The organism is Pseudomonas sp. 22490, from assembly GCF_052044465.1.
Taxonomy (GTDB): domain Bacteria; phylum Pseudomonadota; class Gammaproteobacteria; order Pseudomonadales; family Pseudomonadaceae; genus Pseudomonas; species Pseudomonas aeruginosa.
Genome location: NZ_JBQENS010000005.1, coordinates 222,994 through 237,253, shown reverse-complemented (window position 1 = coordinate 237,253; position 14,260 = coordinate 222,994). Strand labels below are relative to the sequence as shown.

General features: G+C 63.4%; 12 protein-coding genes and 1 tRNA gene. 7 read left to right on the top strand and 6 right to left on the bottom strand.

The features are described from left to right. Nucleotides 1-30: 30 nt before the first annotated feature. The 5 genes from yacG to pilB are packed head-to-tail and all read right to left on the bottom strand — an operon-like array spanning nucleotide 31 to nucleotide 4,630. The gene (gene yacG / locus ACTJJX_RS07970) at nucleotides 31-231 is read right to left on the bottom strand and encodes a DNA gyrase inhibitor YacG (RefSeq protein WP_003094656.1); all 201 of its coding nucleotides are present in this window, start codon (nucleotides 229-231) and stop codon (nucleotides 31-33) included. Continuing rightward, nucleotides 228-839, bottom strand: a complete 612-nt coding sequence (gene coaE, locus ACTJJX_RS07965) for a dephospho-CoA kinase (RefSeq protein WP_003112838.1) — start codon at nucleotides 837-839, stop codon at nucleotides 228-230. Before coaE ends, yacG begins: the two co-directional genes overlap by 4 nt. Beyond that, the gene (gene pilD, locus ACTJJX_RS07960) at nucleotides 836-1,708 is read right to left on the bottom strand and encodes a type IV prepilin peptidase/methyltransferase PilD (RefSeq protein WP_016852118.1); all 873 of its coding nucleotides are present in this window, start codon (nucleotides 1,706-1,708) and stop codon (nucleotides 836-838) included. The genes coaE and pilD overlap by 4 nt, the downstream gene beginning before the upstream one ends. Beyond that, a complete protein-coding gene (locus tag ACTJJX_RS07955; RefSeq protein ID WP_003107299.1) occupies nucleotides 1,709-2,926 on the bottom strand; it encodes a type II secretion system F family protein in 1,218 nt (405 codons plus the stop codon). A 3-nt stretch (nucleotides 2,927-2,929) separates the two neighbouring features. Then, nucleotides 2,930-4,630: a type IV-A pilus assembly ATPase PilB gene (gene pilB / locus ACTJJX_RS07950; protein ID WP_003122078.1), complete on the bottom strand. Its 1,701-nt coding sequence runs from the start codon at nucleotides 4,628-4,630 to the stop codon at nucleotides 2,930-2,932. Nucleotides 4,631-4,860: 230 nt separating this feature from the next. Between pilB and ACTJJX_RS07945 the strand changes: the two genes are divergently transcribed. The 3 genes from ACTJJX_RS07945 to ACTJJX_RS07935 all read left to right on the top strand — a co-directional run bounded on the left by ACTJJX_RS07945 (nucleotide 4,861) and on the right by ACTJJX_RS07935 (nucleotide 6,914). After that, nucleotides 4,861-5,325, top strand: coding sequence for a pilin (locus tag ACTJJX_RS07945; RefSeq protein ID WP_003122079.1), 465 nt, complete (start codon nucleotides 4,861-4,863; stop codon nucleotides 5,323-5,325). 75 nt (nucleotides 5,326-5,400) lie between these two features. Beyond that, nucleotides 5,401-6,786, top strand: coding sequence for an O-antigen ligase family protein (locus ACTJJX_RS07940; protein WP_003122080.1), 1,386 nt, complete (start codon nucleotides 5,401-5,403; stop codon nucleotides 6,784-6,786). A 52-nt stretch (nucleotides 6,787-6,838) separates the two neighbouring features. Then, nucleotides 6,839-6,914 (top strand) — tRNA-Thr (locus tag ACTJJX_RS07935). Nucleotides 6,915-6,966: 52 nt separating this feature from the next. Here the strand turns inward: ACTJJX_RS07935 and nadC are convergent. Next, entirely contained in the window at nucleotides 6,967-7,815 is an 849-nt protein-coding gene (nadC, locus tag ACTJJX_RS07930) for a carboxylating nicotinate-nucleotide diphosphorylase (protein WP_003122081.1), read from the bottom strand. A gap of 285 nt (nucleotides 7,816-8,100) precedes the next feature. Between nadC and ACTJJX_RS07925 the strand changes: the two genes are divergently transcribed. From ACTJJX_RS07925 to ACTJJX_RS07910, 4 genes are all read left to right on the top strand, one after another. Further along, nucleotides 8,101-10,356, top strand: coding sequence for a DUF1631 domain-containing protein (locus tag ACTJJX_RS07925; protein WP_003104913.1), 2,256 nt, complete (start codon nucleotides 8,101-8,103; stop codon nucleotides 10,354-10,356). 150 nt (nucleotides 10,357-10,506) lie between these two features. Beyond that, the gene (gene ampD, locus ACTJJX_RS07920; protein ID WP_016562336.1) at nucleotides 10,507-11,073 is read left to right on the top strand and encodes a 1,6-anhydro-N-acetylmuramyl-L-alanine amidase AmpD; all 567 of its coding nucleotides are present in this window, start codon (nucleotides 10,507-10,509) and stop codon (nucleotides 11,071-11,073) included. After that, complete coding sequence (gene ampE, locus ACTJJX_RS07915) at nucleotides 11,070-11,906, top strand: regulatory signaling modulator protein AmpE (protein WP_003104909.1); 837 nt, start codon at nucleotides 11,070-11,072, stop codon at nucleotides 11,904-11,906. Before ampD ends, ampE begins: the two co-directional genes overlap by 4 nt. A gap of 189 nt (nucleotides 11,907-12,095) precedes the next feature. Beyond that, nucleotides 12,096-14,117, top strand: coding sequence for a methyl-accepting chemotaxis protein (locus tag ACTJJX_RS07910; RefSeq protein WP_004352859.1), 2,022 nt, complete (start codon nucleotides 12,096-12,098; stop codon nucleotides 14,115-14,117). Nucleotides 14,118-14,260 lie beyond the last annotated feature (143 nt).

Below are 14,260 nucleotides of genomic sequence, written 5' to 3'. Positions count from 1 at the left end.
GGGCCAGCCGGATTGGCTGGCCCGTTGCGTTCAATGCTCGCGAGGCGGCAGGTCGGCGGAGAAGATGTCGTCTTCCAGGGTGTCGCCGGGGATCGCATGTTCCTCGGCGGCCCAGGCGCCGAGATCGATCAGCTTGCAGCGGTCGGAGCAGAAGGGGCGGTACTTGTTGTCGCTTTTCCATTCGACGGGCGCGCCGCAGGTCGGACACTCCACGGTCAGGGGCTGGCTCATGCTCGGCCTCCTCGCAAGGTCAGGTAGAAGGCGTGCAGTCGTTCGACTTCACGCTGCAGGTGGGACAGGTCGCCGTCGTTGACCAGCACGTCGTCGGCGTGCTTCAAGCGCTCGTCGCGCCGGGCCTGGGCCTGGAGGATCGAGCGCACCTGCTCCTCGGAGACCTTGTCGCGAAGCATGGTGCGCTGTAGTTGCAGATGTTCCGGGGTATCCACCACCAGCACGCGGTGGGTCATCTGGCGCTGGCCGGACTCCACCAGCAGCGGCGAGACCAGGATGGCATAGGGCGATTCGGCCCTGGCCAGGTACTGGACGATCTCCGCGCCGATCAGCGGGTGCAGCAATTGCTCCAGCCAGCGCCGTTCCTCCGGCGCCTGGAAGATCCGCTCGCGCAAGGCGGCGCGGTCGAGCTGGCCATCGGGCAGGAGGATGCCGTCGCCGAAGCGTTCGACGATCTTCGCCAGGGCCGGACGCCCCGGCTCCACCACCCAACGGGCGGCATGGTCGGCGTCCACCAGGTGGACGCCGAGGGAAATGAAATGCTCGGCGGCTGCGCTCTTGCCGCTGCCGATACCGCCCGTGAGGCCTAGTATCCAGGGTTGGGTCATTTGAATCCGGCGAATTGCAGATAGGTCCGGGTTATTTGATCACCCCAGAGCAAAGCAATCCACCCGGCAATCGCCAGATAGGGACCGAAGGGGATCGGCGTGCCGCTTTCGGCGTTGCGCAGGCGCAGCATGATCACCCCGAGGATCGCCCCGACCAGCGACGACAGCAGGATGGTCAGCGGCAGTATCTGCCAGCCGCCCCAGGCACCGAGCATGGCCAGCAGCTTGAAGTCGCCGTAGCCCATGCCCTCCTTGCCGGTCACCAGCTTGAACAGCCAGAACACCGACCACAGGCTCAGGTAGCCGAACACCGCGCCGAACAGCGCATCGTCGAGGCTGGCGAAGAGGCCGAAATGGTTGGCGATCAGGCCCAGCCAGAGCAGCGGCAGCACCAGCACGTCCGGCAGCAGTTGGTGATCGGCATCGATCAGGCTCATCGCCAGCAGGCCCCAGGTCAGCAGGAGCATCGCGCCCGCCTGCCAGGTGAAGCCGAAATGCCAGGCGACGTAGCCGGAAAGCAGCGCGGTGGCCAGTTCCACCAGGGGGTAGCGTTTGCCGATGGCGGCCTTGCAGGACGAACACTTGCCGCCCAGCGCCAGGTAGCTGGCCAGCGGGATGTTTTCCCAGGGGCGGATCTCGTGGCCGCAGCGCGGGCACGCCGAATTCGGCAGCACCAGGTTGTAGGTCGCCTGCTTGGGTTCCGGCTCCAGCCCGAGCGCTTCGCGGGCTTCGGCCTTCCAGTTGCGCTCCATCATCTTCGGCAGGCGATGCACGACGACGTTGAGGAAGCTGCCGACCAGCAGGCCGAGGAGGATGGTGCACAAGACAAAGGCCAGCGGATGGCTGGCCAGGTAGTCGAGGAGGGTCATTTAGACGACGTTGCCCAGCTGGAAGATCGGCAGGTACATGGCGATGATCAGGCCACCGACCAGGACCCCGAGGACCGCCATGATCATCGGTTCCATCAGGGCGGTCAGGTTGTCCACGGCATTATCCACTTCCTGCTCGTAGAAGCCAGCGACCTTGGCCAGCATGTCGTCCAGCGCGCCCGACTCCTCGCCGATGGCGGTCATCTGGATGGCCATGCTGGGGAAGATGTTGGTGGTGCGCATGGAGAAGTTCAGCTGCATGCCGGTGGACACGTCCTGCTTGATCTTGCCCACCGCGTCCCTGAACACCACGTTGCCGGTGGCGCCGGAAACCGAGTCGAGGGCTTCCACCAATGGCACGCCGGCGGCGAAGGTGGTCGACAGCGTCCGCGCGTAGCGTGCCACGGCGGATTTGTAGAGGATGGCGCCGACGATAGGCAGCTTCAGTACCGTGCGGTCGGTGGCGTCGCGGAACTTCTCCGAACGCTTGTAGGCGTGGTTCAGCAGGAAGCCGGCGCCGCCCATCATCAGCAGTACCAGGAGCCACCATTCCTGGAGTACGTTGGAAATGTTGATGACCATCATGGTGAAGGCTGGCAGTTCGGCGCCGAAGCCCTCGAACACCGACTGGAACTGCGGCACCACCTTGATCAGTAGGATCGCCGAAACGATGATGGCGACGACGATCACCGCGATCGGGTAGGTCATGGCCTTCTTGATCTTGGCCTTCAGCGCCTCGGTCTTTTCCTTGTAGGTGGCGACCCGGTCGAGCAGGGTTTCCAGGGCGCCGGATTGTTCGCCGGCGTCCACCAGGTTGCAGTAGAGCGAGTCGAAGTACTGCGGCTTCTTGCGCAGCGAGTTGGCCAGGCTGTTGCCGCCGGCGACTTCCTGCTTGATCTCCTCCACCAGCTTGCGCATGTTCGGATTGTCGAAGCCTTCGCTGATGATGTCGAACGACTGCAGCAGCGGCACGCCGGCGGCCATCATGGTGGACATCTGGCGGGTGAACAGGGCGATGTCCATAGGCTTGATCTTCTTCCCCGCCCCCAGCAGGGAGATGCCTTTCTTGCGGACCTTGACCGGCGTGATGCCCTGCTTGCGCAGTTGCGCCTTGACCAGGGTCGGGTTCTGGCTGGACAGCTCGCCCTTGACCTTGGTGCCTTTCTTGTCAGTGCCTTCCCATACGAAGACACTGGTCTTTAACGCTTTGTCCGCCATGGATTAATCCTTGGTCACGCGGTTGACTTCCTCCAGGCTGGTGATTCCCTGCATGGCTTTCAGCAGGCCTGAGGTGCGCAGATCGTTGAAGCCTTCTTTGCGGGCTTGCTCGGCGATCTCGATGGAGTTGCCTTCTTCCATGATAATCCGCTGCAGGGCGGGGGTGTTTTTAACCACTTCATAAATACCGACGCGACCTTTGTAACCGCCTTTGCAGTTTTCGCAGCCTACAGGCGAATACAGCTTGAAGGTGCCGATCAGCTCTTCCGGGAAACCTTCGTGAAGCAGGGTTTCCTTCGGCACGTCGTGTTCTTTCTTGCAGTGCGAACAGAGTTTTCGCGCAAGGCGCTGGGCGATGATCAGGTTCACCGAGGTCGCCAGGTTGAACGCCGGCACGCCCATGTTCAGCAGGCGGGTCAGGGTCTCGGCGGCGCTGTTGGTGTGCAGGGTGGACATCACCATATGCCCGGTCTGCGCCGCCTTGATGGCGATCTCGGCAGTCTCCAGATCGCGGATCTCGCCGACCATGATCACGTCCGGGTCCTGGCGCAGGAAGGCGCGCAGCGCCTGGGAGAAGTCCATGCCCTGACGCGGGTTGACGTTGACCTGGTTGATGCCTTCCAGGTTGATCTCCACAGGGTCTTCAGCGGTGGAGATGTTGATGTCGGTGGTATTGAGGATGTTCAGACCGGTGTACAGCGAAACCGTCTTGCCCGAGCCGGTGGGGCCGGTGACCAGGATCATGCCCTGTGGCTGCTTGAGCGCGGCCAGGTAGAGTTCCTTCTGGTCCTCTTCGTAGCCCAGTGCGTCGATGCCCATCTGCGCGCTGGAGGAGTCGAGGATCCGCATCACGATCTTCTCGCCCCACAGGGTCGGCAGGGTGTTGACGCGGAAGTCGATCGACTTGGTCTTCGACACGCGCATCTTGATCCGCCCGTCCTGCGGCTTGCGCCGTTCGGAGATATCCAGGCCGGCCATTACCTTGAGTCGCGCGGAAATGCGGCTGGCCAACTGGATCGGCGGCTTGGCCACTTCGTGGAGCATGCCGTCGGTACGGAAGCGCACCCGGTAGGTCTTTTCGTAGGGCTCGAAGTGCAGGTCGGAAGAGCCGCCGCGGATGGCGTCGAGCAGCATCTTGTTGACGAAGCGCACCACCGGGGCATCTTCGGCATCGTCGCCGCCGTCGTCCTGGCTGGCGCTTTCCGCCTTGCCGACATCGACCCCGTCGAGATCGATGTCACCGAGGTCGCCGAGAGCGTCCATAGCGCCCTCGTAGAGCTTCTCGATGGCTACGCCGAGCTTGTCGTCCTCCACCAGCAGGGCTTCGGTGGTGAGACCGGTGCTGAACTGGATATCGGTGACCGCCTGGTGGTTGGTCGGGTCGGAGAGACCGATGAACAGTTTGTTGCCGCGTTTCCACAGCGGCAACACACGGTGCTGGCGGACCAGGCGCTCGCTGATGACATCCTTCGGAATGCTTTCCCGATCCAGGCTGTTCAGGTCGCAATAGGCGATGCCGAACTGCTCGGCGGCCACCTCGACCAACGCCCGGCTCTGCACCAGCTTGGCCTGGACCAGGTGGCTGACCAGCGACTGCTTGTTGCGCGCGGCCTGCACCTGGGCCTGGCGGGCGGTCTTTTCGTCGAGGAGTTCGTTCAGGACCAGTTGCTTGGCAAGGCCGCTGAGAGGCGTGGAATCGTTCATTGGGGAACATCTGAAGAAGGCTTGGAGCGAGACTTATAACGCAGATGCCTGGGGCTGCCAAACCGACGATTCCGAGATGCCAAAAAGTGTCACATATTGCCGGCAGGGGAGAGCGGAACACTTTCGAAGTCCCCGCAAGAGTTGCGAAAGGAGGGCGTTTGAAAGGTTGGCATGCAACCTGCTTTGAAGGGGGAAGGCGTTTGGCCTATACATACCACATGGAGATATTCATGAAAGCTCAGAAGGGTTTTACTCTGATCGAACTGATGATCGTGGTTGCGATCATCGGCATCCTGGCCGCCATTGCCATCCCGCAATACCAGGACTACACCGCCCGTACCCAGGTGACCCGTGCCGTGAGTGAAGTCAGCGCGCTGAAGACCGCTGCGGAGTCGGCGATTCTGGAAGGGAAGGAGATTGTTTCCAGCGCGACTCCTAAAGATACCCAGTATGACATTGGCTTCACCGAGTCTACTTTGCTAGATGGTTCTGGTAAGAGTCAGATCCAGGTAACGGACAATAAAGATGGCACCGTTGAGTTGGTCGCTACCTTGGGTAAATCTTCTGGTTCCGCCATCAAAGGGGCTGTAATCACTGTTTCGCGTAAAAATGACGGAGTCTGGAACTGCAAAATCACCAAAACTCCTACAGCTTGGAAGCCCAACTACGCTCCGGCTAATTGCCCGAAATCCTAATCGGTTTTTTGAGTTGTTTTGAGTGTGAAGGAAGCGCCCCGCATTGCGGGGCGTTTTCATTCTGGAGCCCATGTGATGCGAATTTGGCTAGCCTGGGAAAGGATGGGTAAGGCGTCGCGTACTATTCTATTATTGCTGATAAGTATTCTTCTGCTTTCTCCCGTTGTTTACTGCGGGGTTTCCAAGAACTGGCATGATCAGCAGCGAATACTCCAATTGGTGGTGTTGAGTGGATCGTCACTCCTGCTGCTCTTTTCTTCTCGTCTGTCATTTGCCAGAAGGATGGTTCAGGTAACACTGTTGGTTATCTTGGGTCTAGGCAGCGTTTCCGCATTTCTCTCCGCCAATCCTTCCTGGGCATTCAAGGAATGGTCGGTATTCGCCGGCCTGATGCTGTTTTCCTTCAATATATCCGCCAGCCCAGAGTGGGTTCGCCGTATCGCCCTCTGGGGGGTGGTCGTGTTGGGAGGGTTCTTCTGCTACCAGTTCCTGCTTTCCTATCTCGCGGCCTTCGTCAGCGGGCTCCGTGAGTTGAATCCCAGGGTTCTGCTCAGCGGCTTTTCCAACGTCCGGACCATGGGGCAGTTCCAGGCCATGCTGCTGCCGCTGATGGCTGCGCTGGGGTTGTACCTGCGAGAGACCGGGCGGTTCAGATTGTCCTGGCTTGTCATGCTGCTGCTGGCCATCCAATGGTGCATCTCCTTCGCCTTGGCTGGACGCGGGCTCTGGTTGGGTTTCGCCGTCGCGCATCTCGCGCTTTGCTGGATCGGCCCCGTGGGGCGCCGCTTTTTGATCGTCCAGTTGTCCGCGGCATTCGTCGGGTTGGCGCTCTATTTCCTGTTAATGGTTGCCTTGCCGACCTGGCTAGGTATCGACATGACCCTCATGTCCGGTATGCGCAGTGGTCTGTCTCTGCGCGACGTGTTGTGGCGAGATGCCTGGGGCATGTTCGTAGCCCATCCTTTGCTTGGGGTCGGGCCCATGCATTTCTCGGCGGTGCCGAACAGCGTCGGTGCCCACCCGCACCAGATGCTGCTGCAGTGGTTCGCTGAATGGGGCGGGGTCGCTGGCCTTCTGGTGGTTGGACTGATGACCCTTGGTCTGCTTCGCGGCGCGCGTTACCTGCGTGAACAGGGCGATCCGATGGATGCCGGACTGTGGCTGGCCCTCGTTTCGGTCCTGGTCCTGGCCCAGGTGGACGGCGTGTTCGTCATGCCCTTCACCCAGACCGTATTGGCCTTGCTGGTAGGCATCGCCATGGCACGCTGGTCGAAGCCGGTCGCGCCGTCCCCCGCACAGCGCTGGCTCTGTCGGGGCCTGGCTGTCGTTGTCATTGTCGTGCTGGGGCGCGTGCTGCTGCTCGAGGTGCCGGGGCTGACCGCGGCCGAGGAGCGCTACCTGGAAATCCACGGCGGCGGTGAGGCGCCACGTTTCTGGATTCAGGGTTGGATTCCCATGTGAGGGGGAATATCGGTTGAAATCCGGCTGTGCCGAGTGATACCTTCCCCGCGCCGCCGGATTAGCTCAGTCGGTAGAGCAGCTCATTCGTAATGAGAAGGTCGGGGGTTCGATTCCTCTATCCGGCACCAGTCGCAATAAAAAGCCCCGCTTCGGCGGGGCTTTTTATTACCTGCGATTCGTTCAGAGGGTGAGGCGCATGGACAGGTCGACGGCCCTGACATCCTTGGTCAGGGTGCCGATGGAGATGTAGTCGACGCCGGTCTCGGCGATGTTGCGCAGGGTGCCCTCGTTGATTCCGCCGGAAGCTTCCAGCTTGGCACGGCCGGCGGTGAGGGCGACGGCGGTGCGCATGTCGTCCAGGCTGAGTTCGTCGAGCATGACGATATCGGCGCCGGCCTCCAGCGCCTGGCGCAGTTCATCGAGGTTCTCCACTTCCACTTCCACCGGCTTGCCGGGTGCTATGCGCCGGGCTTCGGCGATTGCCCGATCGATACCGCCGCAGGCGGCGATGTGGTTTTCCTTGATCAGGAAGGCATCGTAGAGGCCGATGCGATGGTTGTGGCAACCGCCGCAGGTGACCGCGTACTTCTGCGCCAGGCGCAGGCCGGGCAGGGTCTTGCGCGTGTCGAGGAGCTTCACCGCGGTGCCGGCGACCAGGTCGGCGTAGTGCTGGCTGCGGGTGGCGGTACCGGAAAGCAGCTGGAGGAAGTTCAGCGCGCTGCGCTCGCCGGTGAGCAGGGCGCGGGCCGGACCTTTTAGCTGGAACAGCATCTGGTTCGGCTCGACTCGCTGGCCGTCCTCCACCTGCCAGGTCACCAGCACTCGGGGATCGACCTGGCGGAAGACCTCGTCGACCCAGGCGCGGCCCGCGATCGTCGCGTGCTCGCGGGTAATCACCCGGGCCTCGGCCTCGCGCTGTGGATCGATCAAATGAGCGGTAAGGTCGCCGCCGCCGACGTCTTCCGCCAGGGCGGTGCGGACGTTGGCCTGGATTTCGCCTTGGAGGTCGGCAAGGGTGAGGTTAGGCATGGCGGGCTCCTGTACGAGATCGGGCGATTATACGGAGCGCAGCGGACGGCGTCTGTGCCTGCCTGGGCGCCGGTCGGGACGGCCGCCATTCATCGGCCTTCGCTTGTGTGAAGAGAGTCATGTCTATAGGAAAACCCTCTATCTAGATTTGAAAGTATCTCTATAATGAATGTAGATACTTGTTTTTGACGCCTGGAAATTGACGTTACGGACGACGCCAATCGATCCTCTGTGCCCGATTTTTGCCATTCCATGCGCGGCCGCGAGGGTGGCAGGAGAGTCCCGATGCAGAACGATGCCAATGTGGTGCACCTGACCAGGGTCGCTTCCGAGCCGTCGCCGAACGCCGGAGCGGGGCGCCTGCCGGTCATCCTCGTGCAGGTGCGCGACAAGGCGGCGTTGCAGCTGAAACAGGCGTTGCAGGCGTTGTTCGACAACGCCGACGACACCCTCTTCGAAATGGCCGACCGAGCCACCAGCAACCTCGAACAGAACGCTTTCTTCGAAGCCATGCGCGACCTGCGCCTCAAGCGCAAGAGTATCGAGCGGGTCTACCTGCAGAAGGTCTTCGAGGAGTTCTCGGCGCTCAACCAGGTACAGTCCGGCAAATCCGTGCCGACCCTGGATACCGTGTCCTTCGATAGCCTCAGCCTGGTACAGAACGAGGAACTGGAGGAGTCCGTCGCGGTGGACGCGATGGTGGCGCGGGTGATGAGCCGCGATGCCACCGCGCTGGCCCACCTGAGCACCCGCCTGAACACCCTGGTCGGGCGGAAGGTCGACGAGAAGAGCAATCCCCTCGCTCCGCGTCCGCTGACCGCGGCTTTCCTCGATGCCTGCCAGGGGCTCGGCGTCGAGATCAAGGTCAAGCTGATCATTCTCAAGCTGTTCGAGAAGTACGTCCTGGCCCATTGCGACCAGTTGTACGCCGAGGCCAACCAGATCCTGGTCGCTGCGGGCGTGCTGCCGGAACTCAAATCCGCACTGCCGCGGCGTCAGCCCGCTGTCCGTCCCGAAGCGGTACGCGATGCCGGGACCCTGCAGGCACAGGCTGCGCTACTCGACGGCGGCCAGCAGGAAGTCTTCGGCGCGCTGCAGGAACTGCTGGCGCAGGTCCGCGACAATCCTTCCTTCTACCGTCGCGAAACGCCTGAGAATGCCGCGCCGATTTCCAGCAACGACCTGATGCGCCTGCTTTCCCACCTGCAACAGCACTTGCCGGGCCCTGGCGCCGCGGAGTTCGACGTCCGCGACGGGGTCGACCAACTGCTCCAGCGGGTCAGCCACAAGAGCGGCCGTTCTCGGGTGGTCGGCCAGGTGGACGATGACGTCATCAACCTGGTGTCGATGCTGTTCGAATTCATTCTCGATGACCGCACCCTGCCTGATTCGCTGAAGGCCCTGATCGGTCGGATGCAGATCCCGATGCTCAAGGTGGCCCTGCTCGACAAGACCTTCTTCAGCCGCGGTAGCCATCCGGCACGTCGCCTGCTCAACGAGATCGCATCCGCGTCGCTGGGCTGGGCCGAACACAATGATGCCCGGCGCGACAGCCTGTACCAGAAGATCGAACAGGTCGTGATGCGGCTGTTGAACGACTTCGTCGACGACCCGGCGATCTTCGCCGAGTTGCTGGAGGACTTCATTGCCTTCACCGGCGACGAGCGCCGCCGCAGCGAGCTCCTCGAGCAGCGCACCCGCGACGCCGAGGAAGGCCGCGCCAAGGCCGAACTGGCCCGGCAGGACGTGGAGCAGGTGCTGAACCAGCGACTGCTCGGCAAGGTCCTGCCGGAGGTGGTGGTGCGCCTGCTGCGGGATGCCTGGAGCAAGGTGATGCTGCTGATCTGCCTCAAGCATGGCAAGGCTTCGGCCGAGTGGCGGGAGGCCCTGGATACCATGGACGAGTTGATCTGGAGCGTCGGCCCGCATGACGATCCGCTGTCCCGCCAACAGTTGCTGGAGCGTGTGCCTGGCCTGCTCAAGGCGCTGCGCGAGGGATTGGCCAGCGCAGCCTTCGATCCGTTTTCCACCGGAGAATTCTTCAGCCAGCTGGAAACCCTGCATGTCCAGGGTCTGCAGCGCGACAAGCGCGGCGAGGCGGCTGTCGCGGACAGCCCCCTGCTCGACGAAGCGAGCCCGGGCACGGCCGCGGAAAAGCCCCGGGCGCCGGTCATGCTGCGGGTGGTCGAGGAAATCGTCCTGACCTCGCCGGACGCCGCCCCGGCGCCTGTCGAGAGCGAAGTGCGCCTGCCGGACAACGACGAGGCACTGCTGCGGGTCGATGCGCTGCGTGTCGGCAGTTGGGTGGAGATCCAGGAGGACGCCGAGCACAAGCTGCGCTGCAAGCTGGCGGCAGTGATCCGGCCCACCGGTCGCTACATCTTCGTCAATCGCACCGGGATGAAGGTTCTGGAAAAGACCCGCATGGGCCTGGCGGTGGAGTTTCGCCGGCAGGCGGTACGCCTGCTGGACGATGCCTTGCTGTTCGACCGGGCCCTGGAGTCGGTGATCGGCAACCTGCGGCGCCTCAAGGGCGCCTAGCCGCTTCTCGAGGACCCGGCGGATGCCGGGTCTTTTCGTTCTTGCGGGTAATACCTTTCCTCGACGCATGTCGAAGCGGCCGATCCAGAGCCCGCCTGATCGTCATTCCGGCGCCGCTGGATTAGAGTGGGGGCTCGTTCAGGAGCCCGTATGCATTTCGATTCCGTTACCGGCTGGGTCCGTGGCGTCCGCCACTGCCCTTCACCGAATTTCAACCTGCGTCCGCAAGGGGACGCGGTGTCGCTGCTGGTCATCCACAATATCAGCCTGCCGCCGGGACACTTCGGCACCGGCAAGGTCCAGGCGTTCTTCCAGAATCGCCTGGACCCGAACGAACATCCCTATTTCGAGGAGATCCGCCACCTGACGGTTTCCGCGCATTTCCTCATCGAACGCGACGGCGCCATCACCCAGTTCGTCTCCTGTCACGACCGCGCCTGGCATGCCGGGGTTTCCTGCTTCGACGGTCGCGAGGCGTGCAACGACTTCTCCCTTGGCATCGAACTGGAGGGGACCGACACGGAACCGTACACGGACGCGCAGTACACTGCCCTGGCCGGGCTGACGCGGCTGTTGCGCGCGGCCTTCCCGGCGATCACCCCGGAACGCATCCAGGGCCACTGCGATATCGCCCCGGAGCGCAAGACCGATCCCGGCGAGGCTTTCGACTGGTCGCGCTACCGCGCCGGATTGACCTATTCCAAGGAGGAAACATGACGTTCCTGGTGTTGCTGCTGGCCCTTGCGCTGGAGAAGTTCTCCGGCTGGCGCCGGCGTATCCAGCGCGATGGCGCCTGGCTCGCCTGGCTGGGCCTGGTCGAGGACCTGCCCTCGGTGTCCCGCCGCTCCTGGCTGGGGCTGCTGCTCGCGGTGGTCCTGCCGTTGCTGCCGCTGGCCCTGCTGCTGACATTGCTGCAGCCGCTGGCCTATGGCTGGCTGAGCCTCCCGCTGCATCTTCTGGTGGTGGTCTACAGTCTCGGCCGCGGCGACGTCATGGCCGACCTCGGGCCGTTCCGCGACGCCTGGCGGCGCGAGGAGGCCCAGGCTGCCTTCCATGTCGCCGAACGCGATCTGGGGATCCTGGGCGGCAGCGAGAGCGAACTGATCGGCCGGGTGCACGGCCATCTGCTCTGGCAGGGCTACCAGAGCTTCTTCGCGGTGATCTTCTGGTATGCCTTGCTCGGCCCGGTGGCGGCCCTGGCCTATCGCCTGCTGGCACTGGCGCTGGAGCACGCCCGCCAGCCGGCGTTGCGCGAACAGGCGGCGCGCGTCCGGCATATCCTCGACTGGTTGCCGGTGCGTGCGCTGGTGCTGAGCTTCGCCCTGGTCGGCAACTTCCTCGCGGTTATCCGCGTGCTGCTGCACTGGCTGCTGGCCTGGGACATCTCGGCGGCCGCGCTGCTGGGCAAGGCCGGACGGGTCGCCAGCGATGTCGAAGCGGTCGAACTGGGTGCCGCCGGCGTCGCCAGCCTGGATGCGCTCTGGCAATTGCTGGTGCGCGCGGCCGTGCTCTGGTACGCCGTGTTCGCCTTCTGCGCGCTGTTCCTCTGAGCGCAGCGACGGGGAATCCGCCTGCGATTCCCCGTTAACCTTAAGTTACAGAACACCAGGCCGATATCGGGTACACAGGTGAACGTGTCCGCATGATTTCGAAAGGCCATTACCGAGCGGACTCCGTGCGTCAATGTCGCCACGCGGCGGCATCTCTCAGAACGATAAGAACAATCAGGAGACGTCTGGGTGAAGACCGTACTCTATCCCGCCATCGCGCTGATGAACCGGCTCAGCTTCGGCATGAAGTTCGGCCTGATCAGCGTGCTGTTCTTCCTGCCGCTGCTGATCACCAGCTTCTATCTGGTGCGCGATGCCTATCGCCAGTTCAGCGACACCCGGATCGAACTGCAGAGCTTGACGCTGCTGGGTAGCGGACTTCAGATCCGGCGTGGCCTGGAGTCCCTCAACGATCTGTTGCAGATCAATGCGGTCATCGGCCAGTCCGGCAAGGCCGGCGATCTGGAAGCGCGCATCGCGGACGTCCAGAAGGGGCTGCGCGGGCGGCTCGAGGCGCTGGCGCCGCTCAGCGAGGATGGTGCGGCGGTAGCCGAATTCGAGGCCCAGCGCGACCGGTTGCTCAACGGCTTGCAGGCCGTGGAGGCCGAAGGGTCCCTGCAGGGCAAGGGCGCACGGGCGGAGAAGCTGCTCGGTAGCGCACAGGTATTCATCAAGTTGCTCATCGCCCAGGCCGGGCTCAGCCAGGACAGCCAGCGCCAGGTGCGCCAGCTCAGCGAGCTGGTCGGTTCGATAACGCCGGAGGTGACGGCGGCCATCAGCAAGGGGCGCGCCATCGGCGCCTACTCCCTGGGCCAGGGTTTCCTCAATTCGTCCTCCAGCGCGCGGCTCGACGAACTGCTGCTGGAGTTCGAGAAACTGCATGGCGAGTATGGCCTGAAGCTGCAGGAGTCCCTGGCCGGCAGCCCACAGCTGCTCGAGGAGGCCGCCCAGGCCAGTCGCGAGACCCTGAAGAGCCTGGGGCAGTTGTTCGAGGACCGGGTGATCGTGGCCGAGACGCTGGATACCCCGTGGACGCAGTTCTACGATCAGGTCAGCGCGGCGATGGACAAGACCTACCAGCTCGACGACGCCGTTCTCGGCTATCTCGATACCCAGTTGCAAAAGCGCCTGCAACAGGTGCGCACGCAGATGCTGTTGCTAGTCGCCGCGCTGGCCGTGGTTTTCGCCGCGATCCTATACCTCTACGGCGGTTTCTACGTTTCCACCCGCGCCACCCTGAAGGATCTCGGGCGAATGATGGAGCGCGTCGCCGGCGGCGACATGACGGTCAGCTTCCAGGCCCGCAGCCGTGACGAGCTGGGCGAGCTGGGACAATCGTTCAACGAATCGGTGGCGAAGATCCACGACCTGATCGAGCGGGTCAGCCAGACCGTCGGCGAGGTCGAGCGGCAGACCCTGCGCGTCGAGTCGGTGTCGGCCGAAAGCAACCAGGCGGTAGCCGGGCAACGCAGCCAGATCGAGCAGGTGGCCACGGCGATGAACCAGATGGCCGCTACCGCCCAGGAAGTGGCGCGCAGCGCGGCGATGGCGGTGAGCAGCGCGAACAGCGTGAACCAGGAAACCCTCAGCGGGCGCAGCCTGGTCGAGTCGCAGGTGGGTAGCATCCAGCGCCTGGCCGGCGAGATCGACCAGTCGGTGGCGGCGATCAATCGCCTGGCCAGTGACAGCGCCTCGATCAGCCAGGTGCTGGATGTGATCAAGGGCATCGCCGAACAGACCAACCTGCTGGCGCTCAATGCGGCGATCGAGGCCGCTCGTGCCGGGGAGCAGGGGCGCGGTTTCGCGGTGGTGGCCGACGAGGTGCGCACGCTGGCCAAGCGCACCCAGCAGTCCACCGCCGAGATCGAACAGATGATCCTGCGCCTGCAGGGCGGCGTCGATGCGGCGGTGAAGGCGATGGGCAGCAGCCACCATACCGCCGATGGCACGGTCAACGAGTCGGCGCAGGTGCAGCAGGCACTGGAGAATATCCTCGGCGCGGTGGGCATGATCGTCGACCAGAACCAGCAGATCGCCGCCGCCGCCGAGCAACAGACCGCCGTGGCCCACGATATCGACCAGAACATCGTCGAGATCAACCAGGCCGGCGAGCGCACCGCGGAAGGCGCCAGCCAGACCGAACGGGCCAGCCGCGAACTGGGCGCCCAGGTGACCCAGCTGAAACGCCTGATCGGCGCGTTCCGGGTGTAGGCGCAAGGCCTGCGCGGGACGTTTTTCGTCCATCCGATTGAACGCCGGGCGGACGGGGACATTCCACTGTCATGCACATGGGGTAAAGGCTGAGCAGGTCAATCCGGCGGTGCGACAGGCGGAGGCGAAATCGCGGCATTTTT